Source organism: Novosphingobium sp. MD-1, assembly GCF_001014975.1.
Taxonomy (GTDB): Bacteria; Pseudomonadota; Alphaproteobacteria; order Sphingomonadales; family Sphingomonadaceae; genus Novosphingobium.
The window spans coordinates 227,757-251,425 of sequence record NZ_BBXA01000020.1 but is presented as its reverse complement, the minus strand read 5'-3'; the positions used below and the strand labels follow the sequence as shown (position 1 = coordinate 251,425).

At 66.8% G+C, this 23,669-nt stretch carries 27 protein-coding genes; 17 read left to right on the top strand and 10 right to left on the bottom strand.

The genetic code is table 11. From position 1 onward, the window contains the following. Window positions 1-7 precede the first annotated feature (7 nt). Window positions 8-1,567 (bottom strand): glutamine-hydrolyzing GMP synthase, encoded by a 1,560-nt coding sequence (gene guaA, locus NMD1_RS06115; protein ID WP_124808116.1) that lies wholly within the window; start codon window positions 1,565-1,567, stop codon window positions 8-10. Window positions 1,568-2,037: 470 nt separating this feature from the next. Here guaA and gluQRS point away from each other — a divergent pair, with 470 nt between their 5' ends. The 5 genes from gluQRS (at window position 2,038) to NMD1_RS06090 (ending at window position 5,024) form a co-directional block, all read left to right on the top strand. Next, a complete protein-coding gene (gene gluQRS / locus NMD1_RS06110) occupies window positions 2,038-2,898 on the top strand; it encodes a tRNA glutamyl-Q(34) synthetase GluQRS (protein WP_125954064.1) in 861 nt (286 codons plus the stop codon). Continuing rightward, on the top strand, window positions 2,895-3,125 hold the full coding sequence (locus tag NMD1_RS06105; RefSeq protein ID WP_124808118.1) for an HIG1 domain-containing protein: 231 nt from the start codon (window positions 2,895-2,897) through the stop codon (window positions 3,123-3,125). Before gluQRS ends, NMD1_RS06105 begins: the two co-directional genes overlap by 4 nt. 36 nt (window positions 3,126-3,161) lie before the next feature. Further along, window positions 3,162-3,725, top strand: coding sequence for a cob(I)yrinic acid a,c-diamide adenosyltransferase (locus NMD1_RS06100; protein WP_125954063.1), 564 nt, complete (start codon window positions 3,162-3,164; stop codon window positions 3,723-3,725). Between the two features lie 75 nt (window positions 3,726-3,800). Further along, on the top strand, window positions 3,801-4,670 hold the full coding sequence (locus NMD1_RS06095) for a 3-hydroxyacyl-CoA dehydrogenase family protein (RefSeq protein ID WP_125954062.1): 870 nt from the start codon (window positions 3,801-3,803) through the stop codon (window positions 4,668-4,670). A 6-nt stretch (window positions 4,671-4,676) separates the two neighbouring features. Continuing rightward, window positions 4,677-5,024: a DMT family protein gene (locus NMD1_RS06090; protein WP_124808121.1), complete on the top strand. Its 348-nt coding sequence runs from the start codon at window positions 4,677-4,679 to the stop codon at window positions 5,022-5,024. A gap of 3 nt (window positions 5,025-5,027) precedes the next feature. Here NMD1_RS06090 and NMD1_RS06085 read toward each other — a convergent pair whose 3' ends face one another. Further along, window positions 5,028-5,663, bottom strand: a complete 636-nt coding sequence (locus NMD1_RS06085) for a TetR/AcrR family transcriptional regulator (RefSeq protein ID WP_124808122.1) — start codon at window positions 5,661-5,663, stop codon at window positions 5,028-5,030. Window positions 5,664-5,832: 169 nt separating this feature from the next. Between NMD1_RS06085 and NMD1_RS06080 the strand changes: the two genes are divergently transcribed. After that, entirely contained in the window at window positions 5,833-7,611 is a 1,779-nt protein-coding gene (locus NMD1_RS06080; RefSeq protein WP_125954061.1) for a bifunctional UDP-sugar hydrolase/5'-nucleotidase, read from the top strand. Window positions 7,612-7,620: 9 nt separating this feature from the next. Here NMD1_RS06080 and NMD1_RS06075 read toward each other — a convergent pair whose 3' ends face one another. After that, window positions 7,621-8,232, bottom strand: coding sequence for a lysophospholipid acyltransferase family protein (locus tag NMD1_RS06075; protein WP_125954060.1), 612 nt, complete (start codon window positions 8,230-8,232; stop codon window positions 7,621-7,623). Window positions 8,233-8,287: 55 nt separating this feature from the next. Between NMD1_RS06075 and NMD1_RS06070 the strand changes: the two genes are divergently transcribed. The 3 genes from NMD1_RS06070 to NMD1_RS06060 are packed head-to-tail and all read left to right on the top strand — an operon-like array spanning window position 8,288 to window position 11,458. Beyond that, window positions 8,288-8,803, top strand: coding sequence for a MarR family winged helix-turn-helix transcriptional regulator (locus NMD1_RS06070; protein ID WP_168196061.1), 516 nt, complete (start codon window positions 8,288-8,290; stop codon window positions 8,801-8,803). Continuing rightward, window positions 8,796-9,893 (top strand): HlyD family secretion protein, encoded by a 1,098-nt coding sequence (locus tag NMD1_RS06065; RefSeq protein ID WP_125954059.1) that lies wholly within the window; start codon window positions 8,796-8,798, stop codon window positions 9,891-9,893. The genes NMD1_RS06070 and NMD1_RS06065 overlap by 8 nt, the downstream gene beginning before the upstream one ends. After that, window positions 9,893-11,458, top strand: coding sequence for an MDR family MFS transporter (locus NMD1_RS06060; protein ID WP_124808126.1), 1,566 nt, complete (start codon window positions 9,893-9,895; stop codon window positions 11,456-11,458). Before NMD1_RS06065 ends, NMD1_RS06060 begins: the two co-directional genes overlap by 1 nt. 9 nt (window positions 11,459-11,467) lie before the next feature. On the opposite strand, the gene NMD1_RS06055 is transcribed toward NMD1_RS06060, so the two are convergent. Then, window positions 11,468-12,136, bottom strand: coding sequence for a ferritin-like domain-containing protein (locus NMD1_RS06055; RefSeq protein ID WP_125954058.1), 669 nt, complete (start codon window positions 12,134-12,136; stop codon window positions 11,468-11,470). Between the two features lie 194 nt (window positions 12,137-12,330). On the opposite strand from NMD1_RS06055, the gene NMD1_RS06050 reads away from it, so the two are divergent. Beyond that, window positions 12,331-12,747, top strand: a complete 417-nt coding sequence (locus tag NMD1_RS06050) for a DUF983 domain-containing protein (protein ID WP_124808128.1) — start codon at window positions 12,331-12,333, stop codon at window positions 12,745-12,747. Window positions 12,748-12,750: 3 nt separating this feature from the next. On the opposite strand, the gene NMD1_RS06045 is transcribed toward NMD1_RS06050, so the two are convergent. From NMD1_RS06045 to NMD1_RS06030, 4 genes are read right to left on the bottom strand one after another with little or no spacing between them, the layout of a single operon-like run. Then, complete coding sequence (locus tag NMD1_RS06045; protein ID WP_125954057.1) at window positions 12,751-13,434, bottom strand: glutathione S-transferase family protein; 684 nt, start codon at window positions 13,432-13,434, stop codon at window positions 12,751-12,753. Window positions 13,435-13,441: 7 nt separating this feature from the next. Then, window positions 13,442-13,996, bottom strand: a complete 555-nt coding sequence (locus NMD1_RS06040; RefSeq protein WP_124808130.1) for a glutathione peroxidase — start codon at window positions 13,994-13,996, stop codon at window positions 13,442-13,444. 12 nt (window positions 13,997-14,008) lie between these two features. Then, the gene (locus NMD1_RS06035) at window positions 14,009-14,644 is read right to left on the bottom strand and encodes a CoA transferase subunit B (RefSeq protein WP_124808131.1); all 636 of its coding nucleotides are present in this window, start codon (window positions 14,642-14,644) and stop codon (window positions 14,009-14,011) included. After that, window positions 14,644-15,354: a CoA transferase subunit A gene (locus tag NMD1_RS06030; protein ID WP_124808132.1), complete on the bottom strand. Its 711-nt coding sequence runs from the start codon at window positions 15,352-15,354 to the stop codon at window positions 14,644-14,646. The genes NMD1_RS06035 and NMD1_RS06030 overlap by 1 nt, the downstream gene beginning before the upstream one ends. 91 nt (window positions 15,355-15,445) lie before the next feature. Between NMD1_RS06030 and NMD1_RS06025 the strand changes: the two genes are divergently transcribed. Beyond that, window positions 15,446-16,318, top strand: a complete 873-nt coding sequence (locus NMD1_RS06025) for a LysR family transcriptional regulator (protein WP_125954164.1) — start codon at window positions 15,446-15,448, stop codon at window positions 16,316-16,318. Window positions 16,319-16,324: 6 nt separating this feature from the next. Here the strand turns inward: NMD1_RS06025 and NMD1_RS06020 are convergent, their stop codons facing one another. Then, the gene (locus NMD1_RS06020) at window positions 16,325-16,972 is read right to left on the bottom strand and encodes an HAD-IA family hydrolase (protein WP_125954056.1); all 648 of its coding nucleotides are present in this window, start codon (window positions 16,970-16,972) and stop codon (window positions 16,325-16,327) included. Window positions 16,973-17,156: 184 nt separating this feature from the next. Between NMD1_RS06020 and NMD1_RS06015 the strand changes: the two genes are divergently transcribed. From NMD1_RS06015 to NMD1_RS06005, 3 genes are all read left to right on the top strand, one after another. Beyond that, window positions 17,157-17,936, top strand: a complete 780-nt coding sequence (locus NMD1_RS06015; RefSeq protein WP_124808135.1) for a universal stress protein — start codon at window positions 17,157-17,159, stop codon at window positions 17,934-17,936. Between the two features lie 71 nt (window positions 17,937-18,007). After that, complete coding sequence (locus NMD1_RS06010; protein ID WP_125954055.1) at window positions 18,008-18,523, top strand: COG3650 family protein; 516 nt, start codon at window positions 18,008-18,010, stop codon at window positions 18,521-18,523. Window positions 18,524-18,924: 401 nt separating this feature from the next. Continuing rightward, the gene (locus NMD1_RS06005) at window positions 18,925-21,237 is read left to right on the top strand and encodes a CDC48 family AAA ATPase (protein WP_125954054.1); all 2,313 of its coding nucleotides are present in this window, start codon (window positions 18,925-18,927) and stop codon (window positions 21,235-21,237) included. A gap of 41 nt (window positions 21,238-21,278) precedes the next feature. Here the strand turns inward: NMD1_RS06005 and NMD1_RS06000 are convergent, their stop codons facing one another. Continuing rightward, entirely contained in the window at window positions 21,279-22,628 is a 1,350-nt protein-coding gene (locus NMD1_RS06000; RefSeq protein ID WP_124808138.1) for a sensor histidine kinase, read from the bottom strand. 205 nt (window positions 22,629-22,833) lie between these two features. On the opposite strand from NMD1_RS06000, the gene rpmH reads away from it, so the two are divergent. The 3 genes from rpmH to yidD are packed head-to-tail and all read left to right on the top strand — an operon-like array spanning window position 22,834 to window position 23,656. Next, a complete protein-coding gene (rpmH, locus tag NMD1_RS05995; protein ID WP_018075531.1) occupies window positions 22,834-22,968 on the top strand; it encodes a 50S ribosomal protein L34 in 135 nt (44 codons plus the stop codon). A 38-nt stretch (window positions 22,969-23,006) separates the two neighbouring features. Continuing rightward, entirely contained in the window at window positions 23,007-23,447 is a 441-nt protein-coding gene (gene rnpA / locus NMD1_RS05990) for a ribonuclease P protein component (RefSeq protein ID WP_375600789.1), read from the top strand. Further along, window positions 23,444-23,656 (top strand): membrane protein insertion efficiency factor YidD, encoded by a 213-nt coding sequence (yidD, locus tag NMD1_RS05985; protein WP_124808139.1) that lies wholly within the window; start codon window positions 23,444-23,446, stop codon window positions 23,654-23,656. The genes rnpA and yidD overlap by 4 nt, the downstream gene beginning before the upstream one ends. Window positions 23,657-23,669 lie beyond the last annotated feature (13 nt).

The following is a 23,669-nucleotide window of genomic DNA, read 5'->3' as shown; positions in this document are numbered from 1 at the left end:
AAGCCGATCACTCCCATTCGATCGTGCCGGGCGGCTTGCTGGTGTAGTCATAGACCACGCGGTTGATGCCCTTCACTTCGTTGACGATGCGCGTCGCCACGCGGCTGAGGAAGGCGGCGTCGAACGGGTAGATGTCCGCCGTCATGCCGTCGGTAGAGGTCACCGCGCGCAGCCCGCAGACGCTGTCGTAGGTGCGGAAATCGCCCATCACGCCCACGGTCTTGACCGGCAGCAGCACCGCGAAGGCCTGCCAGATCGCGTCATAGAGGCCGGCGTTGCGGATTTCCTCGAGGTAGATCGCATCGGCCTTGCGCAGGATGTCGCAACGGTCGCGCGTCACTTCGCCGGGGATGCGGATGGCCAGGCCCGGGCCGGGGAACGGATGGCGGCCCACGAAGATCTCGGGCAGGCCCAGTTCGCGGCCCAGCGCGCGGACTTCGTCCTTGAACAGCTCCCGCAAGGGTTCGACCAGCTGCATGTTCATGCGTTCGGGCAGGCCGCCCACGTTGTGGTGGCTCTTGATCGTCACCGAAGGACCGCCGGTGAAGCTGACGCTTTCGATCACGTCGGGATAGAGCGTGCCCTGCGCCAGGAAATCGGCGCCACCGACTTTCTTCGCCTCGGCCTCGAACACGTCGATGAAGGTCTTGCCGATGAACTTGCGCTTGGCCTCGGGGTCGGTCACGCCTTCCAGCCCCTTGAGGAACAGCGTGGAGGCATCCACGTGGACCAGCGGGATGTGATAGGCGTTGCGGAACAGGCTCACGACCTGTTCGGCCTCGCCCAGCCGCATCAGGCCGTGGTCGACGAACACGCAGGTAAGCTGATCGCCGATCGCCTCGTGGATCAGCACGGCGGCCACCGCCGAATCGACGCCGCCGGAAAGGCCGCAGATCACCCGGGCATCGCCCACCTGTTCGCGGATTTCGGCGATCTTGGTCTTGCGGAATTCCGCCATGGTCCAGTCGCCGGCGCAGCCGCAGACGTGGCGCACGAAATTGGCGATCAGCTTGCCGCCATCGGGCGTGTGGACCACTTCGGGGTGGAATTGCGTCCCGTAGTACTTCTTCTCGTCGTTGGCGATCACCGCGAAGGGCGCGCCGTCCGATACCGCGACGATGCGGAAGCCGGGCGCGAACTGCGTCACCTTGTCGCCATGGCTCATCCACACCTGATGGCGCTCGCCCGTCTGCCACAGCCCGTCGAACAGCACGCAGGGTTCTGTCACGGTCAGGAAGGCGCGGCCGAATTCGCCGGAATCACCGGGCTCCACCGTGCCGCCGAGCTGGTGGCTCATGACCTGCTGGCCATAGCAGATGCCCAGGATCGGCAAGCCGCTGTCGAACAGCACCTGCGGCGCGCGGGGGGAGCCGTCGGCGGGCACGCTGGCGGGCGATCCCGAAAGGATGATGCCCTTGGGCTTCATCCGCTGGAACGCGGCTTCGGCCTGCGTGAACGGCGCGATTTCGGAATAGACCCCGGCTTCGCGCACACGCCGGGCGATCAGCTGCGTGACCTGGCTGCCGAAATCGACGATGAGGATGGATTCGGAAGGCTCGATGCTCATGGCAGGCCGATAAGGGGAGGGCCGGTTTCTGTCCAGCCGTCGCGTCCCTCAAAGCGATTGTTCGCGATTATTACAGTTGCGTTACATGCAATCATGGGTGCTTGCTTCGCACTTGCAGCATACGTCAATTGGCGTATTGCGCGCCTCGGTTCGAAAAAGCTCCAGCCCACCCTGCCGGCGCTTCCTCGAAACCGAGAGGATGTCTGCGAAGGTACACCATAACAGGAGGTATACCATGCGCAGCTTTGCGACTTACGCGCTGCCGATCATCCTTGCCGCTGGCCTCAGCGGAATGATGTTCACCGTCACGCTCGCCTGAGCCGACGGCACAGCCAATACAGCGCTACCGACAAAAGCGGCTGCCCCGGTGGGGCGGCCGTTTTGTTTGTGCGCGATTCGTTTGAGGGGCAAGCGCCGGCCTTTGCCGTCAATGCTTGACGAAACCGCCCGCACGCGGACACCAGCGGAGTGTGACCGTCACCCGCTTCGCCCCCAGCCCCAACGGCCCGCTCCACCTGGGGCATGCCTATGCCGCGATCGTCGCGCAGGATCGCGCGGCGCGGGATCAGGGCGCGTTCCTGCTGCGCATCGAGGACATCGACGGCGCGCGCAGCCGCCCGGAACTGGCGGCAGCGTTCCGCGCCGACCTTGCCTGGCTGGGACTGGCGTGGCGCGAAGTCCCGCCCCAGTCGCAGCGCATCGCCACCTATGCCGCTGCGGCTGACACGCTGCGCGCGGCGGGGCTGCTCTATCCCTGTCGCTGCACGCGCGCCGAAATTGCCGCCCGGGCGACAAGGCAGGGTCCGGATGGCCCGGTCTATCCCGGCACATGCAGGCCGGGAACAGGACGGAAGCATCCGGTCGAACCCGGACCCGATGTGGCGTGGCGGCTCGACATGGAGCGCGCCATGGCCGCCGCCGGCGACCTCGCCTGGCATGACGAGCGGCGTGGACCGCAGCAGGCGCGGCCCGGCGCGTTCGGCGATGTGGTGCTGTGGCGCAAGGATGCGCCGGCAAGCTACCATCTTGCCGCGACGGTGGACGATGCGGCCGACGGGATCACCGTGGTCACGCGCGGGGCGGACCTGTTCGCGGCGACTCACGTCCACCGGCTGTTGCAGGCCTTGCTCGGTCTTCCCGTGCCGGTGTGGCATCACCACCCCGTGCTGGTGGAAGCGGACGGGCGCAAGCTGGCCAAGCGGCGGGGGGCGCCCTCGCTCACGGACCGCCGGCTTTCGGGGGAGGATGGCATCGCGCTGGCCGCCGATCTGCGCGCTGCCCTTTTTGACACTGGTATTTCACTCTCCGAATACGTAAACCAAGCGCCATGAAGTATGTCCTGATCCCGCTGCTGATCGTGCTGATGGCCATGGCGGTCATCTCGCTGGTGCGCGGCATCATCGCCTTCCTGAAGTCCACGCGCGAGGATCTGGAGCGCGGCGACCAGCAAGGCGCGACCGAAATGCAGCTCCTGCAGAACAAGATGATGTTCAACCGCATCAAGTATCAGGGGCTGGCGGTTCTGGTCGTGGTGATCCTGCTCGCCGCTTCGCGCTGATCCCGTCACGAAGCCGCCGGCACCGGACTTGCAGCGATGGTGAAACTCAACAAGATCTACACCCGCACGGGCGATGACGGCACCACGGGGCTGGTCGATGGGTCGCGCCGCGCGAAGCACGATCCGCGCATGATCGCGATCGGCGAAGTGGACGAGGCGAACAGCGCCATCGGCCTTGCCGCCGTGGCCGCGCCGGAGGCAACCGCGCGCGACCTGCATCGCATCCAGAACGACCTGTTCGATCTCGGCGCCGATCTGGCGACTCCGGGCGAGGATTTCACCCCGTCCGAGATGGTGCTGCGCATCGTTCCGGCGCAGGTGGCGTGGCTGGAACAGGCGATCGACGTGCTGAACGAGAGCCTGCCGCCGCTGACCAGCTTCATTCTGCCCGGCGGAAGCGAAGCGGCGGCACGGGTCCATGTGGCGCGCGCGATCGCGCGGCGCGCGGAGCGGGCCGGGGTGGCGCTGGCGGCGGAAGAGCCGGTCAACCCGGCCGCGCTGGCCTATCTCAACCGCCTGTCGGACTATCTGTTCGTGCTGGCCCGCGCGCTCAATGCCGGCGCCGATCCGCTGTGGGTGCCGGGCGCGAACCGGTCATAGCCCGGTTGCTATGGGCGTTGCCAGTAGCGGGTCCTGTCCCTAGGGCGCATTCCATCGGCTATGGAGAAGGCAGCCATGCAGAAAGTCGCGGTGATCGGTGCGGGGCAGATGGGCTCCGGCATTACCCAGGTGGTCGCGCAGGCCGGCATTCCGGTGCTGTTGTCGGACGTGGACCTCGCGCTCGCCGAAAAGGCGAAGGACCGTATCGCCAAGGCGCTGGCCCGGCTGGTGGAAAAGGAAAAGATCCCCGCCGCCGCCGCGGACGCCGCCGTCGCGCTGATCACGCCGGTGGCGGATTATGCCCCCATGGCCGATGCGGAACTGATCATCGAGGCCGCGACCGAGCGTGAGGAGATCAAGCGCCGCATTTTCGAAAGCGCCGGCAAAGTGCTCGCCGCGAACGCCATCATGGCGAGCAACACCAGCTCGATCCCGATCACGCGCATGGCCGCCGCGTCGCCTGATCCGGCGCGCTTCGTTGGTCTGCACTTCTTCAACCCGGTGCCGGTCATGCAGTTGATCGAGGTGATTCCGGGGCTGGCGACGTCCGCCGATACGGTGACGCGGATGCGCGCCTTCGCCGAAACGCTGGGCAAGCAGGTCGTGCAGTCGGAGGACGAGGCGGGCTTCGTCGTCAACCGCATCCTGGTGCCGATGCTGAACGAGGCGGCGTTTGTGCTGGGCGCGGGCACGGCTTCGGTCGCGGATATCGACAAGGGCTGCCGGCTGGGGCTGAATCACCCGATGGGGCCTTTGCAGCTGGCGGATTTCATCGGCCTGGATACCTGCCTGGAAATCTGCCGCGTGCTGTTCCATTCGACCGGCGATCCCAAGTACCGCCCCGCGCCGCTGCTGGTGAAATACGTGGAAGCCGGCTGGCTCGGCCGCAAGACCGGACGCGGGTTCTACGACTATGCGGGCGCGGAACCCGTGCCGACTCGCTGACCCGCCATGCAGACGATCCTGCTGCTGTCGCTGTCCAACCTGTTCATGACGACGGCATGGTACTGGCACCTGCGCGGCGGCCCGCAAGTGGCCGAGGCGCGGCCGGTGGTGATGGTCATCGCGATTTCGTGGGGGCTGGCGCTGGTTGAATATTCGCTTGCCGTGCCGGCCAACCGCATCGGCTATGCCCATGGCTGGAGCGCGGGGCAGCTCAAAGTGGTGCAGGAAGCGATCGCGCTGGTGGTGTTCGGCCTGTTCATGGTGTTCGTGCTGGGCGAACCGCTGCACTGGCGCCATTTCGCCGCCTTCGCCTGCCTGATGGGGGCGGTGGGCTTCCTGTTCGTCGGGAAGTAGCCGTCAGGCGGCGCGCAGCCCGGTCAGCCCTTTGGCGCCCCGGTCCTGCGCGGAAAGGCCATCGAACACCGCATCGATGATCCGCGCGAGCTTTTCCTCGCTCAGCCGCTCCATCAGCATGATCATGGTGGGGATCGAGCAATAGGGCGCGACCATCTGGTTCACCAGGCTGATGGTTTCGTCCACGCCCAGTCCGGGGAAAAAGCCTTCGCCCATCGCCTCTCCGATGATCACGCCCAGATAGTGATCGGCCAGATCGACATAGCTGCGCACTTGCTCGAAGTGTTCCTCGCCGATCTCCACATACATGCGGAACGCGGTGGGATCGGCATCATACCCCTTGCGCATCGAGATGAAGCGCCGCGCGAAGAATTCGTACATCTTGCGTCGGGGCGGAAGATCGCTGGCAAGCACTTCTTCCATGATGGCGACCTTGGGGCGGAACCAGAATTCGGCCACCGCCTCCATCAGCGCGTCCTTGCCGTCGAAGTAGCGGCCCAGCACGGCGGGGGATATTCCGGCGCGCGCGGCCAGTTCATGCATGGTCAGCCCCGATCCGCCGCGCTCCTCGATGATGGCGCGGGCAAGGGTGACAAGGCGTTCGCGCTGGTCGTCGGCGTTTCCTGAGGCACTGGCCATCGCTTTGGATTCCTCCCGGCGTGTCTTTATCCGATTCTAGGGACGCGCCCCACCGGTTTCAATTGCGCGCAAAAACGAATCGCTCCGCATTGCGGAATGCCTTCATCGCGTCATCGCGATCGGCTAAGGCGCTGCATCGTTTCAACAGAGACAATCAGGTTCGGGTCCCATGACGTATGTTCTGCGCGGTGCGGTCGCACTGACCGTTTCCGTATTGCTTTCCGCCTGTGCCGGTCCGATCGCTTCGACCGGTCCGGGCGCGGGCAGCCCCGCCGTGACCGAAGCCGGCCCGGTCGAAGTGGGCATCATCGCGTTCAACGATTTCCACGGCAGCCTCGAACCGCCGCGCCAGTCCGTGCTGGCGCCAGACGGCAAGGGCGGAACGATGCAGGTTCCCGCTGGCGGCGCGGCGTGGTTCGCCTCGGCTCTGGAATCGATCCGCTCGAAATATCCGAACCATCTGACGGTTTCGGCCGGCGATATGATCTCGGCCTCGCAACTAGCCTCCTCGCTCTATCTCGACGAGCCGACGATCGGCGTGATGAACCGCATCGGCGTCGATTTCAACGCGGTGGGCAACCACGAATTCGATCGCGGCACCCGCGAACTGCGGCGGATGCAGGACGGGGGCTGCGAGAAGTTCACGGCCAAGCAGCCCTGCCAGCTCGAACCATTCACCGGCGCCACATTCCGCTATCTCGCCGCAAGCACGAAGGATGCCAGCGGCAAGACGCTGTTTCCCGCCACGGGCATCAAGAGCTTCGGCGAAGGCAGCCGCAAGGTGACGATCGGCGTGATTGGCCTGACGTTGAAGGGCACGGTCGATCTGGTCAGCCCTGAAGGCATCAGGGGTTACACGTTCGCCGATGAGGCGGACACGATCAACGCGGCGGTTCCGCAGCTCAAGGCGCAGGGGGCGGACGCCATCGTCGTGCTGATCCACGAAGGCGGCAAGACCAAGGGCACGCCCGATCCCAATGGCTGCAATGATCTGGTGGGCGATATCAAGCCGATCCTCGATCGGCTGGACACCCGCGTCGACCTCGTCGTTTCCGGGCACACCCATTGGGAATACGTGTGCGATTACGGCAAGATCAACCCGGCCAAACCGATCCTGCTCACCAGCGCGGGCGTCTATGGCAAGGAAGTGACCGACATTACGCTGGAGATCGATCCGGTGCGGCACCAGGTCGTGTCGAAGAAGGCGCACAACGTCATCGTGCAGTCGATCCCCTATACCTCGGCCACCGGCTTGCGCGAAAATACCACGCTCTATCCGCAGTTCCAGCCGCGGGCCGACATTCTCGAATACGTGAAGCGCTACGTCGATGCGTCCAAGGCCTTCACCACGCGCCCGATCGGCAAGCTCTCCGGCCCGGCGACGCGCGGCGACGGCGCCGAAAGCGCGTTCGGTGGCACGCTGGGCAACCTGATCGCCGACGCCCAGCTCGCCGCCACGCGATCCGCCGGTGCGCAGATCGCCTTCATGAACCCGTTCGGCCTGCGCGCGCCGATCGTGCCGGGGGCCGACGGCACGGTCACGTTCGGCGATCTCTATCAGACGCAGCCGTTCGGCAACGAGGTGGTTACCGAGACGATGACCGGCGCGGAGATCAAGGCGACGCTGGAACAGGGCTTCGACACCAACGGGCCGGAGCAGGTGCTCTCGCCCTCGGCCGGGTTCAGCTTCCGCTTCGACCGCAGCCGGCCGATCGGCGATCGCATCGTGGCGATGACGTTCAACGGCAAGCCGCTGGACCTGAAGGCCCGCTATCGCGTCACCGTGAACGGCTTCCTGGCGTTGGGTGGCGACACCTTCTCGGGCTTCGTCGGCAAGCCCGATGCGGTGACCGGTCCCACGGACATGGAGGCGCTGGAGAGCTGGGTGAAAGCGGTGCCCTTGCGCACGGTCCCGGCGGAAGTCCGCGCGGCGCCGGTCGGGCGCTGACCGGCGGCGTCAGTCGTCCAGGTTGCCGAAATCGGTCAGTCCCTTTGCGGGGTGGCGCGGCGTGACGCTGCGGTAGAAGGCCGCCACCTTCTCCATGTCGGCGCGGTAATCGCCGGTGGGCCAGATCTCCGGACCCAGCCCGCCGGTCTTGGTGCCATAGTCCATCAGGCCGCACACCAGCGGAACACCCGCGCCCAGCGCGATGTGATAGAAGCCCGTGCGCCATTGCCGCACCGCGCCGCGCGTGCCTTCGGGGGCGATCGTCAGCATGAATTCGTCGCGTGCGGCGAATTCGTCGACCATCGCCTGGACCATGTTGTTGCGGGATGACCGGTCGATGGCCACGCCGCCCATGTCGCGCATGAAGCCGCCCAGCGGCCAGCGGAACAGGCTGCGTTTGCCCATGAAATGCGCCCGGATGCCCAGGGCGTCGACAAGGCCCAGAAAATAGACGAAATCCCAGTTAGACGTGTGCGGCGCCGCGATGATCACGCAACGCCGGCTGGCGGGCGGAGTGCCCACGGCCTTCCAGCCCTGGCGGCGATAGAACCACAGCAGCACGCGCCGCACGATCCGTGAAAGGCGGCCCGGCCGCCGGTCCCGCACCCTGTTGTCTGGCATGTCCTCTCCCCCGATGCGGTTTCCTATCGCGGGAAAGGGGGCGTGTCGAAGAAAGATGCGGTCGACGCGCAGGGACGGTCCGCTGCTTGACGATAATGAGCATGGCTATTATCGGCATGGCGTGCAAAATAACATCGCCTTCCTCTCCACCGATGTCGGGCGTCTCTTCCGCAAGCGTTTCGACGTTGTCAGCCGTGATCTGGGCGTAACGGGGCCGCAATGGCGCGTGCTCGCCGCGCTGAAGCGCACGCCCGGAATCAACCAGGGCGCCCTGGCGCAGTGGCTGGAGGTGGAGGCGATCACGGCCGGACGGATGATCGACCGGCTGGAAAAGGCGGGGCTGGTGGAGCGCCGGCCCGATCCGGCAGATCGCCGCGCCTGGCGCTTGTTCCTGACCGATGCGGCCGCGCCGTTGCTCGATGACCTGGCCCTGTTCGCGCAAGGCGTGTTCGCCGAAGCGCTGACGGGCTTTTCGCAGGATGAACAGGACATGCTGGTGCGCTTGCTCGAACGTGTTCGGGCCAACCTCGCGGAGGATAGCGCCCCGGCTGCAAGGGTGAGCCATGGCTGAAGCCGATCCCTTTCCGGGCAAGCCCGGCGAAAGCGACGTAGAATCGCGGCAGGAAGCAATGGCTTCCGCCGCCCGCCATACCGCGCGGACCCGGCTCAAGCGGGTGCGGATCGTGCTGTTGACCGTGGTGCCGGCGCTGATCGTCGCCGGTGGCCTGTGGTACTGGTTCGGCAACGCCGGTTCGGTCGAGACCGACAATGCCTACGTCAAGCAGGACGTCGTTTCGATCGCCGGGGAGGTGACCGGCCTCATCACCTCGGTCCGGGTGCGCGACAACCAGGACGTGAAGGCGGGCGACGTGCTCTTCACCATCGATACCTCGCCCTACGAGGTCGCGATCCGGCAGGCCGATGCGCAGATCGCCACGGCACAGGCGCACGTTACCGCGCTGCAGGCGGACGTTGGCGCCAACGCCGCCGATCTGGGCGCGGCGCGCGATGACCTTGCGCTGGCGCAGGCGAACTACAATCGCGCCAAGGCGCTGATGGACCGGGGCTTCAACACGCGCGCCAACATGGACGCGGCCGAACACGCCGTCGCCACCGCGCGGGACAAGCTGGTCGCGATCGAGGCCGAAGTGGCCAAGGCGCGCGCGCAGCTGGCAGATGGCGCGCAGGTGCCGGGCGTGAACCCGGCGATCGCCGCCGCCCAGGCATCGCACGCCAAGGCCGCGCTCGATCTGCGGCGCACGGTGGTCCGCGCGCCCGCCGATGGCCGGATCACGCAGGTTTCGCGCTTGCAGATCGGGCAGATGGTGTTTCCCGGCGTGCCGATGCTCAGCCTGGTGCGGGCCGACGGCGCACGCGTGGAGGCCAATTTCAAGGAAACCGACCTCGATCGCATGCGGCCGGGGCAGCCAGCGGAAATCCGGCTGGATGCCTATCCCAAGCTGCGGCTGAAGGGCCATGTCGACAGCATCGGCGCGGGCACCGGGTCGGAGTTCTCGGTCCTGCCCGCGCAGAACGCCACCGGCAACTGGGTCAAGGTGATCCAGCGCGTGCCGGTGCGCATCGCCATCGATGAAAGATCGCCCCGGCCGCTCATCGCCGGATTGAGCGCGGTGGTGTCGGTCAACGTCGGCAAACGCTGATGGCAGCGGCGGCGCCGTCCGGACCCCGGCGGGAGGAGCTGCCACCGCTGGTAGTCAAGCATCGCGGGCCGCTGCTGTTCGCGGTCATGGCCGCGATGGTCATGCAGATGCTCGACACCACGATCGCCAACGTCGCGCTGCCGCACATGCAGGCCTCGCTTTCGGCGACGCAGGAAACGATCAGCTGGGTACTGACCAGCTACGTGCTGGCCTCCGCCGTCACGCTGCCGCTGGCCGGATGGCTGGTCGACACGATCGGCATCCGCCGGGTGTTCATTTCCTCGGTGGTGATGTTCACGGCGGCTTCGATACTGTGCGGGCTGGCGCAGAGCCTGGAACAGATCGTGTTCTTCCGGGTGCTGCAAGGGCTGGGCGGTGCGTTCCTGTCGCCGCTGGCGCAAACGATCATGCTCGATACCAGCACGCCGGCGGAACGGCCGCGCATGATGGGCATCTTCACGCAAGGCGTGATGCTGGGGCCGATCGCCGGTCCGGTGCTGGGGGGCTACATCACCGAGAACGTGAGCTGGCGCTGGGTGTTCTTCATCAACGTGCCGATCGGCATCTGCGCGGTGATCGCGCTGCTGGCTCTGCTGCCGCAGACGCCGCGCCGGGAGCGGCGTTTCGACGTGTTCGGCTGGGTCCTGATCGCGCTGGCGGTCTCGACGCTGCAACTGATGCTGGATCGCGGCGCGCAGAAGGACTGGTTCGGATCGGGCGAGATCGTGGCCTATGCCGTGATCGCTGCGGTGGCCTTCTGGATGGCGATCGTCCATCTGGTGACAGCGGACCATCCGCTGTTCCCGACCGCGCTGTTCCGCGATGGCAACTACGTCGCCAGTCTGGGGCTCTACTTCCTGGTCGGCATGGTGATGATGGCGGTGCTGGCGCTGTTGCCAGGCCTGTTGCAGGGAATCTACGGCTTTCCCGCGATCGACGCGGGCTGGCTGCTGGCGCCGCGCGGCCTGGGCATGCTGCTGTCGATCACCCTGTTCGGCCGGTTCATCAACCGGTTCGATCCGCGCATTTCGCTGGCCATCGGGCTGTTCCTGGCGGGCTGGTCGCTGTGGCTGATGGCGGGCTGGACGCCGAACATGCCGATGCGGCCGATCTTCCTGACGGGGATGTTGCAGGGGCTGGGCCTCAGCTTCACGTTCATTCCGATGAACCTGATCGCTTTCGCCACGCTGCCGCCGCAGTTGCGCGCGGATGCCGCGGGGATGACCAACCTGTTCCGCAACATCGGATCGTCGATCGGGATCGCGGTCTGCACGGTGCTGCTGGCGCGCAACATCCAGATCAACCACGCGGAGCTGGGCGCGCGGCTGACCGCGATGAGCGTGCCGTTCGACATCAACCGCCTGGACACGTTCGGGCCGGTCGGCGATGCCGCGCTGGGCGTGGCCGACGGGCTGGTCAACCAGCAGGCGGCGATGATCAGCTATCTCAACGATTTCCTGATGATGGCCATCGCGTGCTGGGCGGCGATCCCGGTCCTGTTCTTCCTGCGCGCGGGCAAGCCGGCCCCCGGCGCGCCGCCGCCCGACGCCGACATGGGGCATTGAGCCACGGCGTTACGCGCCGGACCGTTCGTCGGCATCGGGCCAGCGCGTCAGCCGGGGCGTGCTCCGCCGCACGAACAACAGCGGCAGCTTGACCAGCATCAGCGACTTGTGGATCGCGTAGTCCGTCCAGCGCTCGCGCCAGCGCGTGGCCGTGCCGCCATGGCGCGCCAGCCAGTCGCGATAGGGCATCCAGTGGCCGGGTTCGTCCTTTTCGACCACGCGGAAGATTCGCGTCATCGCGCGGTCGGAAAGGACCTGGCGGTTGCGCAGCAGCACCTCCACCTGGCGCATCCCGCGCTGTTCGGTCAGCATGATCACCCGGCAGAGCTGCGCGAAGGCGCGCCGGTCGGCGGCAATCGTGGCGGTGTCGAGCGCGTCGATCGGGCAGCCGAACACGCGTTCGATGAAGCGGTCGATGTGGCCGCAGGATCGCCCCACCGCCAGCGGCATGCGGCCCTGCAAATCGAACCAGCGCCGGAACATGACGTAGTGTTTGCGTTCGTCCGCGCGGTGTTTCTCTATCGCGTCAATGAAGGCCGGATCGTCCGGGCATTGCACGCGCACCGCTTCCAGCACCCGGTCGAGCGCGGTGTAGCCGCGATGTTCGTTGTAGAGGTAGATCGAGGCCAGCACGTCCAGGAAGCGCGCACGAAAAGCGTGGGTGATGGCGTGGATCATGCAGACCAATGTCGCACGGAGCAGCCGGTTCCACCACTTGCCGATAGGACAGATTGTCCCAGGGGCTTACGTCGCTCTTGAAGGGCTCTATATGCGATGTGGCCGAAGCATGGTCCAACCGTGCCGACCGCGCGACGCGGATGTCGCGCCGAACAAGATAAACAATAAGATAAACGAGGCAGGAAGCACGGACGATGGCCGAAAACGACAAGTTTCGCTGGATTCTCAAATCCGGCTGGGAAGGGCGTTGCCCCCGCTGCGGCAAGGGGCACATGTTCAAGGGCTGGCTGAAGCTGGCGGACCGCTGCGAAAGCTGCGGGCTGGATTACAGCTTCGCCAACACGGACGATGGCCCGGCCTTCTTCGCGTTGTGCATCACCGCGTTTCCGTTGACGTTCCTGGTCGTGTGGGTGCAGGTCGCCTACGATCCGCCGTGGTGGGTCCACGTGCTGACCTCGGTGCCGGTCCTCGCCATCGGCTGCCTTGCCACGCTGCGCCCGTTCAAGGGCTGGCTGGCCGCCTCCCAATACGTGAACAAGGCAGTGGAAGCGGGCACCGAGGGCCTGTGGGCAAAGCTCAACGCGCGCGAGCGCGAGGAACGCGGCGAATAGGCCTCAAGCCTTGCGGTAGTCGGCGATGATCTCGCCGGCGGCAGCGAGCTCCGCTTCATGGCCCGCCTCGCGCCAGGTTTCGGCCAGCGCCTGCTGTTCCCAGTCCCGCATGGCGGGATGCGCCAGCACCTGATCGACCCACGCCTGCCCTCGGCCGACGTCAAGGCCATAGGTCCGCACGCGGAAGGCGACCGGCGCGAAGAAGGCGTCCGTCGCACTGAAAGCCTCGCCCGCCAGCCACGGGCCGCCGAAGCGGTCGAGGCCCTGCGTGAAGATCTCGGCCACCCGCGCCACGTCGCGCAGCAGCGCCGCCGACATCGGGCGCGGCTTTACCCGCACGCCCACGTTCATCGTGCAATCGTTGCGCAGCGCGCTGAAGCCGCCGTGCATTTCCGCGACGATGCCATGGGCAAAGGCGCGCGCCGCCTCATCCGCCGGCCACACGCCGGGGTGGCGGTCCGCCAGGTACAGCGCGATGCCCAGCGAATCCCACACCGTGCGTTCGCCGTCGATCAATACCGGCACCTGGCCCGTCGGCGAAAAGGCCCGGAACTCGTCGTAATTGCTGGGTTTGGTGAAGGGCTCGAACCGTTCCGCGAAGGGAATGCCGAGCGCCTTCATCAATAGCCAGGGCCGCAGCGACCAGCTGGAATAGTTCCGGTTGGCGGTTATCAGCGTGTAGGACATGCGAACCTCAGGCGGGCTTGGCCAGTTCCGCCTCGATCACCGCTGTCAGGGCCGGATCGTCGGGCGTCACCGCCGGGGCAAAGCGGGCAACCACGCTGCCGTCGCGCGCGATCACGAACTTCTCGAAGTTCCACAGCACTTCCGGGTCCTCGGTAGGCGTCATGCCATAGCCCTTCAGCCGTTCGCGGAATTCGGCGGCCGGGCCGGTCTTGGCGGGTTGCGCCTGCGTCAGCGCGGCATAGAGCGGCTGCTTGCCCGGTCCCGTCACGTCCGCCTTGGCAAAAAGCGGGAAGGTCACGCCATAGTTCAGCGAACAGAACGCGGCGATTTCCTCGTGCGTGCCGGGCTCCTGCGCGCCGAAATCGTTGGCCGGAAATCCCAGCACCTCGAAACCCGCATCCCGGCGGGACTCGTAGAGCGCCTCCAGCGCCTCGTACTGCGGGGTCAGCCCGCACTTCGACGCGACGTTCACCACCAGCAGGACGTTGCCGGCATGGTTGGCCAGGGTATCGGGCTGGCCGTCGATGCGGGTCAGCGGGATCGCGGCGAGTTCGGCGCTCATGGTATTCGTCCCCTAGTCGATATAGTGCGCCGTCGTCTTGGCACGAACGTCGTCCGCCGTCACGCCGGGCGCAAGCTCGATCAGGCGGAACGGCGACGCGTGGTCCGGGCGCTGGAACACGGCCAGGTCGGTCACGACCATGTCCACCACGTTGCGGCCGGTCAGCGGCAGCGTGCAGGCCGGGATGAACTTGGGGCTGCCGTCCTTGGCGCAATGTTCCATGACGACGATGATCTTCTTCACGCCGGCGACGAGATCCATCGCGCCGCCCATGCCCTTGATCATCTTGCCGGGCACCATCCAGTTGGCGATATCGCCGTTTTCGGCCACTTCCATCGCGCCCAGCACGGTCAGGTCGATATGCCCGCCCCGGATCATGGCGAAGCTTTGCGCGCTGTCGAAATAGGCGGACTGCGGCAGTTCGCTGATCGTCTGCTTGCCTGCGTTGATCAGGTCGGCGTCCACTTCGTCCTCATAGGGGAAGGGGCCGATGCCCAGCATCCCGTTCTCGGACTGGAGCGTCACTTCCATGCCGGCCGGAATGTGGTTCGCCACCAGCGTCGGGATGCCGATGCCCAGGTTCACGTAGAACCCGTCCTGCAGTTCCTTGGCCGCGCGGGCGGCCATTTCGTCGCGGGTCCAAGCCATTACGCGGTCTCCCTTGCACGCACGGTGCGGAATTCGATCTTCTTGTCGTAGGGCGCGCCCACGATCATGCGCTGGACGTAAACGCCCGGCAGGTGGATCGCGTCGGGATCGAGGCTGCCGGTGGGCACCACTTCCTCCACTTCCACCACGCAGACCTTGCCGGCGGTGGCGGCGGGCACGTTGAAATTGCGCGCGGTCTTGCGGAACACCACGTTGCCGCTCTCGTCGGCCTTCCACGCCTTCACCAGCGCCAGATCGGCGAAGATGCCCTGTTCGAGGATATATTCCTCGCCGTTGAAGACCTTCACTTCCTTGCCTTCGGCCACCAGCGTGCCGACGCCGGTCTTGGTGTAGAAGCCCGGAATGCCCGCGCCGCCGGCGCGCATCCGCTCGGCCAGCGTGCCCTGCGGGCAGAATTCCACTTCCAGCTCGCCCGAAAGGTACTGGCGCTCGAATTCCTTGTTCTCGCCGACGTAGGACGAGATCATCTTCTTCACCTGCCGCGTGCGCAGCAGCTTGCCGATGCCTTCGTTGTCGATGCCGGCGTTGTTGCTGGCGAAGGTCAGGTCCTTCACGCCCGAATCGCGCACCGCGTCGAGCAGGCGTTCGGGCACGCCGCACAGGCCGAAGCCACCGCAGGTGATGAGCAGGCCGTCGCGCAACAGGCCGTCGAGCGCCGCTGCCGCATCGGGATAGAGCTTCTTGGACATCCGGGTCTCTCCCTTTTCCGCGCGCGATCCTAACGGCAAAGATCAATTGTAAATAGCGATACTTTTTTATGCTTTATGATAAACAATGGCTATGAAACGCATCGCCATCTACCATCTGGAAACCCTGTTGTGGATCGCGCGGCTCGGCACGTTCCGCGCGGCGGCGGAGCGGCTCAACACCACGCAGCCGGCGATCAGCGCGCGGGTGCGCGAGCTGGAGGATCAGCTGGGCATCGCAATCTTCCAGCGCGAAGGCCGGCGCATGGTGCTGACCGCGCGCGGGCGCGAACTGGTGCGCGATTGCGAGCCGCTGTGGGCGGGCTTCGAACGCGCGTTGCTCAAGGCCAGCGACTTCGCCGGGGCCAGCGGGGTGGTGCGGATCGGCGCGGGGGAGATCGCGGCGGCCAGCTGTCTGCCCGGCTTCGTTCAGCAGATCGAGCGCGACCTGCCCGGCGTGACGCTGGAGATCGAGATCGACCTGACCGCGCGGATGCTGCAGCAGGTGCTGGCCGGCACCACCGACATTGCCTTCCTGGCCGGGCCGGTGGAAAATCCCGGCATCCGGACCTGCGGGATCGGGTCGGTGGGGCTGGTCTGGCTGGCGAGTCCGGGGACGGTCGCCCAGGGCGGGTTCGCGCGGCCGCTGCCGGTATGGTCGGTGCCCGCGCATTCGCCGCTCCACGCGGTGACCATGGCCACGCTGGCGGAACAGCGCGTGCAGGCTTCTTCGATCAACACCTGCAACAACGTGCGGATGCTGATGGAGATCGTGGCGGGCGGCGGCGGCGCGGCGGTGCTGCCGGAAACGATGGTGCGCGCCGAAATGGCGGCGGGAACGCTGGTGGAAGTGCTGCCGCGCCCGCGCCGGACGATCCGCTTCGAGGCGGCGATCCGCGCGACCGAACAGGACCCGGTGATCCTGGAACTCTATCGCCGCGCGGGCGCCCTGAGGATCGAAGGCTGAGCCGTATCAGCCCAGTTCCAGCCCCAGCGCGGTGGAGAGGTCCGCCAGTGCCTGCGCTTCGCCCGTCACCTTGATCGCGTGCATTCCCAGCGCGGCGGCGGGCTTGCAGTTTATGCCCAGGTCATCGAGGTAGATGCAGTCCGCCGGTTCCAGGCCCAGCTTTTCGCACATCATCCGGTATATGCGCGGATCGGGCTTGCGCACGCCGGCCTTGCTGCTTTCGATCACATGTTCGAACCGGGCGAAGATCCGTTCCAGCTCGTCGTTGCCGTCGGCGCTGCGCGCCATGCCGGCGCCGTGGCCGGCCGGCACGTTGTTGGTGATGCAGGCCAGGCGATAGCCGGCCGCCTTGATGCGATCGAGCGCGGCGACCATTGCCGGGCGGACCGCGCCCGCCAGCACCGCCAGCACCGCGCTGCCTTCCAGATCATGCCCCAGCGCACGCGCTTCGGCGGCAAACAGCGCGTCAAAGCGGGCTGCATCGATCTCCGAGCGCTCGAACAGCGCCCAGGCGTTGCTGTCGGGATTGGTCGCGTTGATTTTGCGGACCAGGTTCGCCGGCAACCCGCGTTCGGTCTCCAGCCTGTTGAACGCCTCGAAAGGGGAGGACGTGATGACGCCGCCAAAATCGAAGATAACCGCGCGAAACGCCATGCCTGCTCCCTCATGTACCCTGTCCCGGGCCCCGGTTCCGGGCCCCTGCTCCGGGTTCGCGGCGGGACCATGGACGCGCACGCGCCGCACGGCAAGCGGCGCCGCATCGATCCGATTTGACTTGGATCATGGCGCGGGCGGGCCGATGCTGCGAGTCACAAGGCAACACTGAAGGAGGATCCCTATGCGCTCCATTCTTTGCCCCGTCGATTCGTCGTCCACGCTGGACGACCGGGTCGAAACAGCGTTGGCCCTGGCCCGTGTGGTGAACGGGCACGTCACGTTCCAGATCGCCACGCCGTTTGCCCAGATGGCCGTGTGGGAACCGTTCGGCGGTGCGACCCTTTCCGCCGCCGCCATCGCCGAGGTGCGGGAGGCGGATGAAAGGCGCGCGGCCGATCTCGAGGCGCGCCTCGCGCCGCAGGACGTGCCTTTCGACGTGGAAATCGTCGACAATGGCCGCGTGGAAGGCGTCGCCGCGGCATCGCGCTTTACCGATGTCATAGTGGCCAGTCTGGACGAGCCGGCGCTTGAAGAAATCGCCGTCGGCGTGCGCAGCCCGGTTCTGGCCCTGCCCAAGGGCGTGCCGATGCTCGTGTTCGATGGTCCGGCTGTCGTGGCATGGGATGGCGGCCATGAGGCGGCGAACGCGCTGCGTGCGTCGTTGCCGCTGCTGCGGCTGGCCAGCCAGGTCCACATCGTTACCGTGCGGGAGAAATCGGAGGATTTCCCCGCCGCCGATGCGGCGCGCTACCTTTCGCGGCATGGCGTGACCGCCGAGGTTCACGCGGTGGAGCCCAAGGGGACGATCGCGGCCACGATCGAGGAGACGGCGCGCAATCTGGGCGCCGGACTCATCGTGATGGGGGTGTTCGGGCACAGCCGGTTGCGCGAACTGTTGCTGGGCGGGGTTTCGCGCGCCCTGCTCGACCGGTCGCTGATTCCATTGCTTCTGGCGCATTGATCGCCGGCCGACTGGCGCGCCCGAGGCATTGCGGCTAGGTTTCCGGCCTTTCTGCAAGTGGTCGGGAAACCATGGTCGTGTCCGTGCGGCGCATCTTCAGGGCATTGGTGCTGACGGGGCTGGCCGGCGCGCTGGTTACGGGTTGCCGGAATGCCGCGCCAGAGCCCGAAGACGATACCGGCCAGGGCGGTGCAACCGATGCGGCCATCGCCATCGTGGCATCGCCCTCTGTCGCGGTCGAGTCACCCCGTTCCGGTCCGGGCCATGCCGGGACTGTTGCGGCCGATACGCTGGCCTTGCCCGCCCGGCTGCGCGCCACCGGCACCGAACCGTTCTGGGGGGCGGACATCGACGGCACGGCCCTGACGTATTCCACGCCGGATTTCCCGGCCGGCGCGAAAATCACCGTAACCCGGCGCGCCGGGTCTGATTTCGTCGAATTTGCCGGCACGCTCGACGGCAAGCCGCTGACCCTGCGCATCGCCGCCGGGCCATGCAGCGATGGCATGTCCGATCGCGTGTACCCTTACGCGGTGACGCGCGAGATCGGGCCGGACATCGAGCGGGGCTGCGCGCGCGGGCGCTGACCGGTTGCGGTTGCATTGCAGCATTGCGGCGGCCGGTGGTATTCGTGCTCCCGAAATGACACGCATTTGCTACGCATAGTTACGGAAAGCGATCAGGAAAGCGTATAGAAAACAGTCATATTGCAGTTTTTGCAATTGTAGTTGACTGTTTCGCACTTGCACAATTTTTGTTTGCTAGGCATACGAAAACTGCCTTTCAGGCATCCTCTCCCAAAACTTTTCAGCCCGGTCGGTAACGGTCGGGCTTTTTCTTGTCCTCGTGACACGCCCGGCGGTGGCGCTTTGGGCGTGCGCCGGCTTTCGGTTGCTTTTCCTGCAACCGTTTCTTCCGTTCGACGTTTGAAAAAGCATCGCCCGGTTCCTAGCTCTGGATCAGGCAATGTTTCGGACGGAAAGGGGCCATGGCGGATATAGCGACACGCGAGGACACCAGGGTCGTGCGGCTTCAGGTCGCCGGAGCCCGGCAGGAGGAAAGCGGCCACGGCATCGCGCGGATCAGCCGCGCGGTCATGGGCCAGCTCGGCGTGACCGAAGGCGACGTCATCGAGATCACCGGCAAGCGCAGCACGGCCGCGCGGGCGATACTGCCGTACCCCGAAGACGAGGGGCTGGAAGTGATCCGGCTTGACGGGTTGCAGCGTGCCAATGCCGATGTCGGTTCGGGCGAACACGTCGAAGTGCGCAAGATCGAAACGCGTCCGGCGCAGCGCGTGGTCTTTGCCCCGGCGCAGCGCGATCTGCGGCTGCAGGGGCCGGCCATCGCGCTCAAGCGCAATTTCGCCGGTCGGCCGCTGGTGACCGGGGATCTCGTCGCGACGGCGGGGCAGCAGCAGGTCAACCGGGGCGACATGCCGCCGCAACTGCGCCAGATGCTCAACGCGCCGGCCTTCGCGCTCACGCAGATCCGCCTCACCGTGGTGTCGACCGTGCCCAAGGGCGTGGTCCACATCGACGAGAACACCGAAGTCGAACTGCGCGCCGAATACGAGGAACCGCGCAGCAGCCGCGCCGACGTGAACTACGATGACGTGGGCGGCATGGGCGATACCATCCGCCAGCTGCGCGAGATGGTGGAACTGCCGCTGCGCTATCCCGAACTGTTCACGCGGCTGGGCGTCGATCCGCCGAAGGGCGTGCTGCTGCATGGCCCGCCGGGCACCGGCAAGACCCGGCTTGCACGCGCCGTCGCCAACGAAAGCGATGCCAGCTTCTTCACCATCAACGGCCCGGAAATCATGGGCTCGGCCTATGGCGAGAGCGAGAAGCACCTGCGCGAGGTGTTCGAGGAGGCGACCAAGAACGCGCCCTCGATCATCTTCATCGACGAGATCGATTCGATCGCGCCCAAGCGTAGCGAAGTGCATGGCGAGGCGGAGAAGCGGCTGGTCGCGCAGCTGCTGACGCTGATGGACGGGCTGCAGGCGCGGTCCAACCTCGTCGTCATCGCCGCGACCAACCGGCCCGACGCGATCGACGAGGCGCTGCGCCGGCCCGGCCGGTTCGACCGCGAGATCGTGGTCGGCGTGCCCGACGAGAGCGGCCGGCGGGAGATCCTGGGCATCCACACCCGCGGCATGCCGCTGGCGGAGGATGTCGATCTGCGCGAACTGGCGCGGACCACGCACGGCTTTGTCGGCGCCGACCTTGCCGCGCTGGCGCGCGAGGCGGCGATCGAGGCAGTGCGCCGGATCATGCCCCGGCTCGATTTCGACCAGCAGACGATCCCGCCCGAAGTGCTCGACGCGCTGCGCGTGGAGCGCGACGATTTCGTCCAGGCGCTCAAGCGCGTGCAGCCGAGCGCGATGCGCGAGGTCATGGTGCAGGCGCCCACGATCGGCTGGAGCGACATCGGTGGGCTCGACGAGGCGCAGGACAAGCTGCGCGAAGGCGTGGAACTGCCGCTGAAGACGCCCGAAGCGTTCCACCGCCTCGGCATCCGGCCGGCCAAGGGCTTCCTGCTCTATGGCCCGCCGGGTACCGGCAAGACGCTGCTGGCCAAGGCGGTGGCCAAGGAGGCGGAGGCGAACTTCATCGCCATCAAATCCTCCGACCTGCTCAGCAAGTGGTACGGCGAAAGCGAACAGCAGATCGCCAAGCTGTTTGCCCGCGCGCGGCAGGTGGCGCCCTGCGTGGTGTTCATCGACGAGATCGACAGCCTGGTTCCCGCGCGCGGCACCGGGGTGGGTGAACCGCAGGTGACGGCGCGCGTGGTCAATACCATCCTGGCGGAGATGGACGGTCTGGAGGAATTGCAGTCGGTGGTGCTGATCGGCGCCACCAACCGGCCCAACCTGGTCGATCCGGCGTTGCTGCGCCCCGGCCGTTTCGACGAGCTGGTCTATGTTGGCACGCCCAGCGCCGAGGGGCGGGCGCGCATCCTGCGCATCCACACCAAGGCGATGCCGCTGGCCGGCGATGTCGATCTCGATCGCATCGCGGCGGAGACCGAGCGCTTCACCGGCGCCGATCTGGAAGACGTGGTGCGCCGCGCCGGCCTGAACGCCATTCGCCGCGCGGGCGGCGGGGTGGAAACGGTCAACGCCGCCGATTTCGCCGATGCGCTCGAACATTCGCGCGCCACGGTGACGCCGGAAATGGAGGAAGACTACGCCCGGATGAAAGGCGAACTGAAGAAGCGCGCGATGGAACCCGGGCCGCTGGGCTTCATCACGCCCGGCATGGTGCAGTCCACGCGCGAGGCCAAGCACCGGTAACCGGAAGGACGGCTTCCCCCGGGTTGGGGAAGCCGTTCCTGTCAGCCCACCCTGGGGAAGTCGATCTCGATCACGATGCCGGCCGTCTCGAAGCGGCGTTCGATGGTGCCACCGAGCTGGCGGGCCGAGCTGCGCATCAGCATCGATCCAAAGCCTTCGCGTTCCGGCTTGCCGCCTTCGGGCGGCGGCGGGGCGTTCTCGCTTTCCTCGCGCCAGACCAGCCGCACGCGGCCGTCCACATCCTGCCAGCGAACTTCCAGCAGCCCCCCGGCGCGCGCCCATGCGCCGTACTTGACCGCATTGGTCACCATTTCGTGCAGCACCAGGCCCAGCGGCATGGCGTGTCGCCCGTCAATGGCCAGGGCCGGACCATCGAGCACGCAGCGTTCGCCAGAGGAACGGTAGGGCGCGATCGTCTTGCCGATCAGGTCGGCCAGGTCGACCCGCGAATCGGCCTCCGCGCCGTCGCCACCCTGCGTCACGTCGTGCGCGGTGACGAGGGCATGGATGCGCTTGCTGATCCGGTCCACCGCGGGCGCGGCAGCGGTATCGCCCCGCGCCGACATCTTCACCACCGCCAGAATCACCGCGAACAGGTTCTTCACGCGATGGTTCAGTTCCTTGGCGAGCAGGTCGGCACGGTCACGCGCCTCCGCGATCGCTTCGGCATTGGCGGCGGCGGCCTCGGCGCGGCTCATACGCACCGTCTGCCACAGACCCAGCGCCAGCGCGCAGACGATCACCGCGAACAGCAGCGACAGCAGCGGCACGATCCGCGCTTCGGTGCGCGCGGCGCGGTGGCTGGCGTCCGCCAGCCTCGCGCGCTCCACCGTCTCCAGGCGTCCGACCGCCTCGCGCAGCCCGTCCATGGCGAGTTGCCCTTCGTCGCTGAGAATGCGGGCATGCGCCGCGGCGATCTCGCCTCTGGCCACCAGCGTTACTGTCGCGCCCATTTCGGCCCACTTGGCATCGCCCAGCCGCTCGATCTCGTCGACCAGTTCCGTCTGTTGTTGCGTGGCCTCTGCCCCTAGGCTGGACCGCACCCGCGCGATCTCCGTCTCGTAGGCCTTCTGTCCGCGCCAGTAGGGGGCGAGGTAGCGCTTGTCATAGGTGATGAAATAGCCGCGCTGGGCCGTTTCTCCGTTGAGCGTGGCACCCACGACGCCATTGAGGGCGACCAGAACGGTCGAAGTGCGCGCGGCCTGGCTGCGCTGGATCCGTTCTGCCTCCACGGTCGCGAAGATCAGGACGAAAGCGCCCAGAAGCGCCAGAGCGACCACGCCGAACAAGGCGAAGACCGACGTGCGCGGCGCATTGCGGCGCCATCTGCCGCCGCCCGGCGGGGAGGTGATGCCGATCGGGGCGGTTTGGGGATTTGGCGCTGAACCCATGGACAGGGCCTAACGGAACGCGGATGGCGCTACAATAGCGGCCATGCGGCTGATGGGGCGGGCCATGGATGGCGCCGTCAGCGGCCATGATGCGCGGGAATGCTTGACGCGCGGGCCATGCTTGCGTATCGGCCGCCCTCTGATTCCGGCCCGTCGCTTGCGGCGGCGGTGTCCTTTTGCAGATTCGAGCGAGAAGAGTTTAGCGATGAAGCGCACTTTCCAGCCCAGCCGCCTCGTGCGTGCCCGCCGTCACGGTTTCCGCGCCCGCACCGCCACTGTCGGTGGTCGCAAGGTGCTGCGCGCGCGCCGCGCCCGCGGCCGCAAGAACCTTTCGGCCTGATCGCCGACCGGACTTGCGCGGACGGCATCCGGGCTGACGTGCCCGGTCCGGCTGTTCCGCGCAAGCAGCCCGCCACGCTGGCGAAGCGTGCGGATTTCCTGGCAGCCAATCGCGGGATCCGGGTCGCAAGGCCCGGATTCGTGCTGTTGGTGAACCCCGTTTCGCACCCCGAAGGGGCGATGCGGTTCGGCGTTACGGTCACCAAGAAGATCGGCAACGCGGTGGTCCGCAACCGCATGAAACGCCGGTTCCGTGAACTGCTGCGCGACGCGCTCCCGGCCATTGGCGTGCCCGGCGCGGACCACGTGCTGATCGGCCGCGAAGGCGGGGTCGAGCGGGATTTCGCGCTGCTGCGGCAGGAACTGGCGCAGGCGCTGGCACGGGCCGCCGCCGGCAAGGGCGATCCGCCACGCCGGCGCTCCCGCGGCGGCAAGGCGGCAGATGGCAAGGCAACGGGCGGCAAAGAGCGCCGGCCATGATGAAACGCCTGCTCATCCTGATCGCGCGGGGCTGGCAGCTTGGCCCTTCGCGGGTGCTTCCGCCCTCCTGCCGCTACATGCCGTCCTGCTCGCAATACGCGATCGAGGCGGTCGAGAAGCACGGCGCGATTAGGGGTGGCTGGCTGGCGACGAAGCGGCTATTGCGCTGCCACCCTTGGGGCGGCCACGGCTACGATCCGGTGCCCTGAGACGCGATGTTCC

Coding starts and splice junctions, on each gene's coding strand:
- guaA (WP_124808116.1), bottom strand. CDS start 1,567: ATGAGCATCGAGCCTTCCGAATCCATCCTCATCGTCGATTTCGGCAGC.
- NMD1_RS06105 (WP_124808118.1), top strand. CDS start 2,895: ATGAAGTATGTCCTGATCCCGCTGCTGATCGTGCTGATGGCCATGGCG.
- NMD1_RS06100 (WP_125954063.1), top strand. CDS start 3,162: ATGGTGAAACTCAACAAGATCTACACCCGCACGGGCGATGACGGCACC.
- NMD1_RS06095 (WP_125954062.1), top strand. CDS start 3,801: ATGCAGAAAGTCGCGGTGATCGGTGCGGGGCAGATGGGCTCCGGCATT.
- NMD1_RS06090 (WP_124808121.1), top strand. CDS start 4,677: ATGCAGACGATCCTGCTGCTGTCGCTGTCCAACCTGTTCATGACGACG.
- NMD1_RS06085 (WP_124808122.1), bottom strand. CDS start 5,663: ATGGCCAGTGCCTCAGGAAACGCCGACGACCAGCGCGAACGCCTTGTC.
- NMD1_RS06080 (WP_125954061.1), top strand. CDS start 5,833: ATGACGTATGTTCTGCGCGGTGCGGTCGCACTGACCGTTTCCGTATTG.
- NMD1_RS06075 (WP_125954060.1), bottom strand. CDS start 8,232: ATGCCAGACAACAGGGTGCGGGACCGGCGGCCGGGCCGCCTTTCACGG.
- NMD1_RS06070 (WP_168196061.1), top strand. CDS start 8,288: ATGCGGTCGACGCGCAGGGACGGTCCGCTGCTTGACGATAATGAGCAT.
- NMD1_RS06065 (WP_125954059.1), top strand. CDS start 8,796: ATGGCTGAAGCCGATCCCTTTCCGGGCAAGCCCGGCGAAAGCGACGTA.
- NMD1_RS06060 (WP_124808126.1), top strand. CDS start 9,893: ATGGCAGCGGCGGCGCCGTCCGGACCCCGGCGGGAGGAGCTGCCACCG.
- NMD1_RS06055 (WP_125954058.1), bottom strand. CDS start 12,136: ATGATCCACGCCATCACCCACGCTTTTCGTGCGCGCTTCCTGGACGTG.
- NMD1_RS06050 (WP_124808128.1), top strand. CDS start 12,331: ATGGCCGAAAACGACAAGTTTCGCTGGATTCTCAAATCCGGCTGGGAA.
- NMD1_RS06045 (WP_125954057.1), bottom strand. CDS start 13,434: ATGTCCTACACGCTGATAACCGCCAACCGGAACTATTCCAGCTGGTCG.
- NMD1_RS06040 (WP_124808130.1), bottom strand. CDS start 13,996: ATGAGCGCCGAACTCGCCGCGATCCCGCTGACCCGCATCGACGGCCAG.
- NMD1_RS06035 (WP_124808131.1), bottom strand. CDS start 14,644: ATGGCTTGGACCCGCGACGAAATGGCCGCCCGCGCGGCCAAGGAACTG.
- NMD1_RS06030 (WP_124808132.1), bottom strand. CDS start 15,354: ATGTCCAAGAAGCTCTATCCCGATGCGGCAGCGGCGCTCGACGGCCTG.
- NMD1_RS06025 (WP_125954164.1), top strand. CDS start 15,446: ATGAAACGCATCGCCATCTACCATCTGGAAACCCTGTTGTGGATCGCG.
- NMD1_RS06020 (WP_125954056.1), bottom strand. CDS start 16,972: ATGGCGTTTCGCGCGGTTATCTTCGATTTTGGCGGCGTCATCACGTCC.
- NMD1_RS06015 (WP_124808135.1), top strand. CDS start 17,157: ATGCGCTCCATTCTTTGCCCCGTCGATTCGTCGTCCACGCTGGACGAC.
- NMD1_RS06010 (WP_125954055.1), top strand. CDS start 18,008: ATGGTCGTGTCCGTGCGGCGCATCTTCAGGGCATTGGTGCTGACGGGG.
- NMD1_RS06005 (WP_125954054.1), top strand. CDS start 18,925: ATGGCGGATATAGCGACACGCGAGGACACCAGGGTCGTGCGGCTTCAG.
- NMD1_RS06000 (WP_124808138.1), bottom strand. CDS start 22,628: ATGGGTTCAGCGCCAAATCCCCAAACCGCCCCGATCGGCATCACCTCC.
- rpmH (WP_018075531.1), top strand. CDS start 22,834: ATGAAGCGCACTTTCCAGCCCAGCCGCCTCGTGCGTGCCCGCCGTCAC.
- yidD (WP_124808139.1), top strand. CDS start 23,444: ATGATGAAACGCCTGCTCATCCTGATCGCGCGGGGCTGGCAGCTTGGC.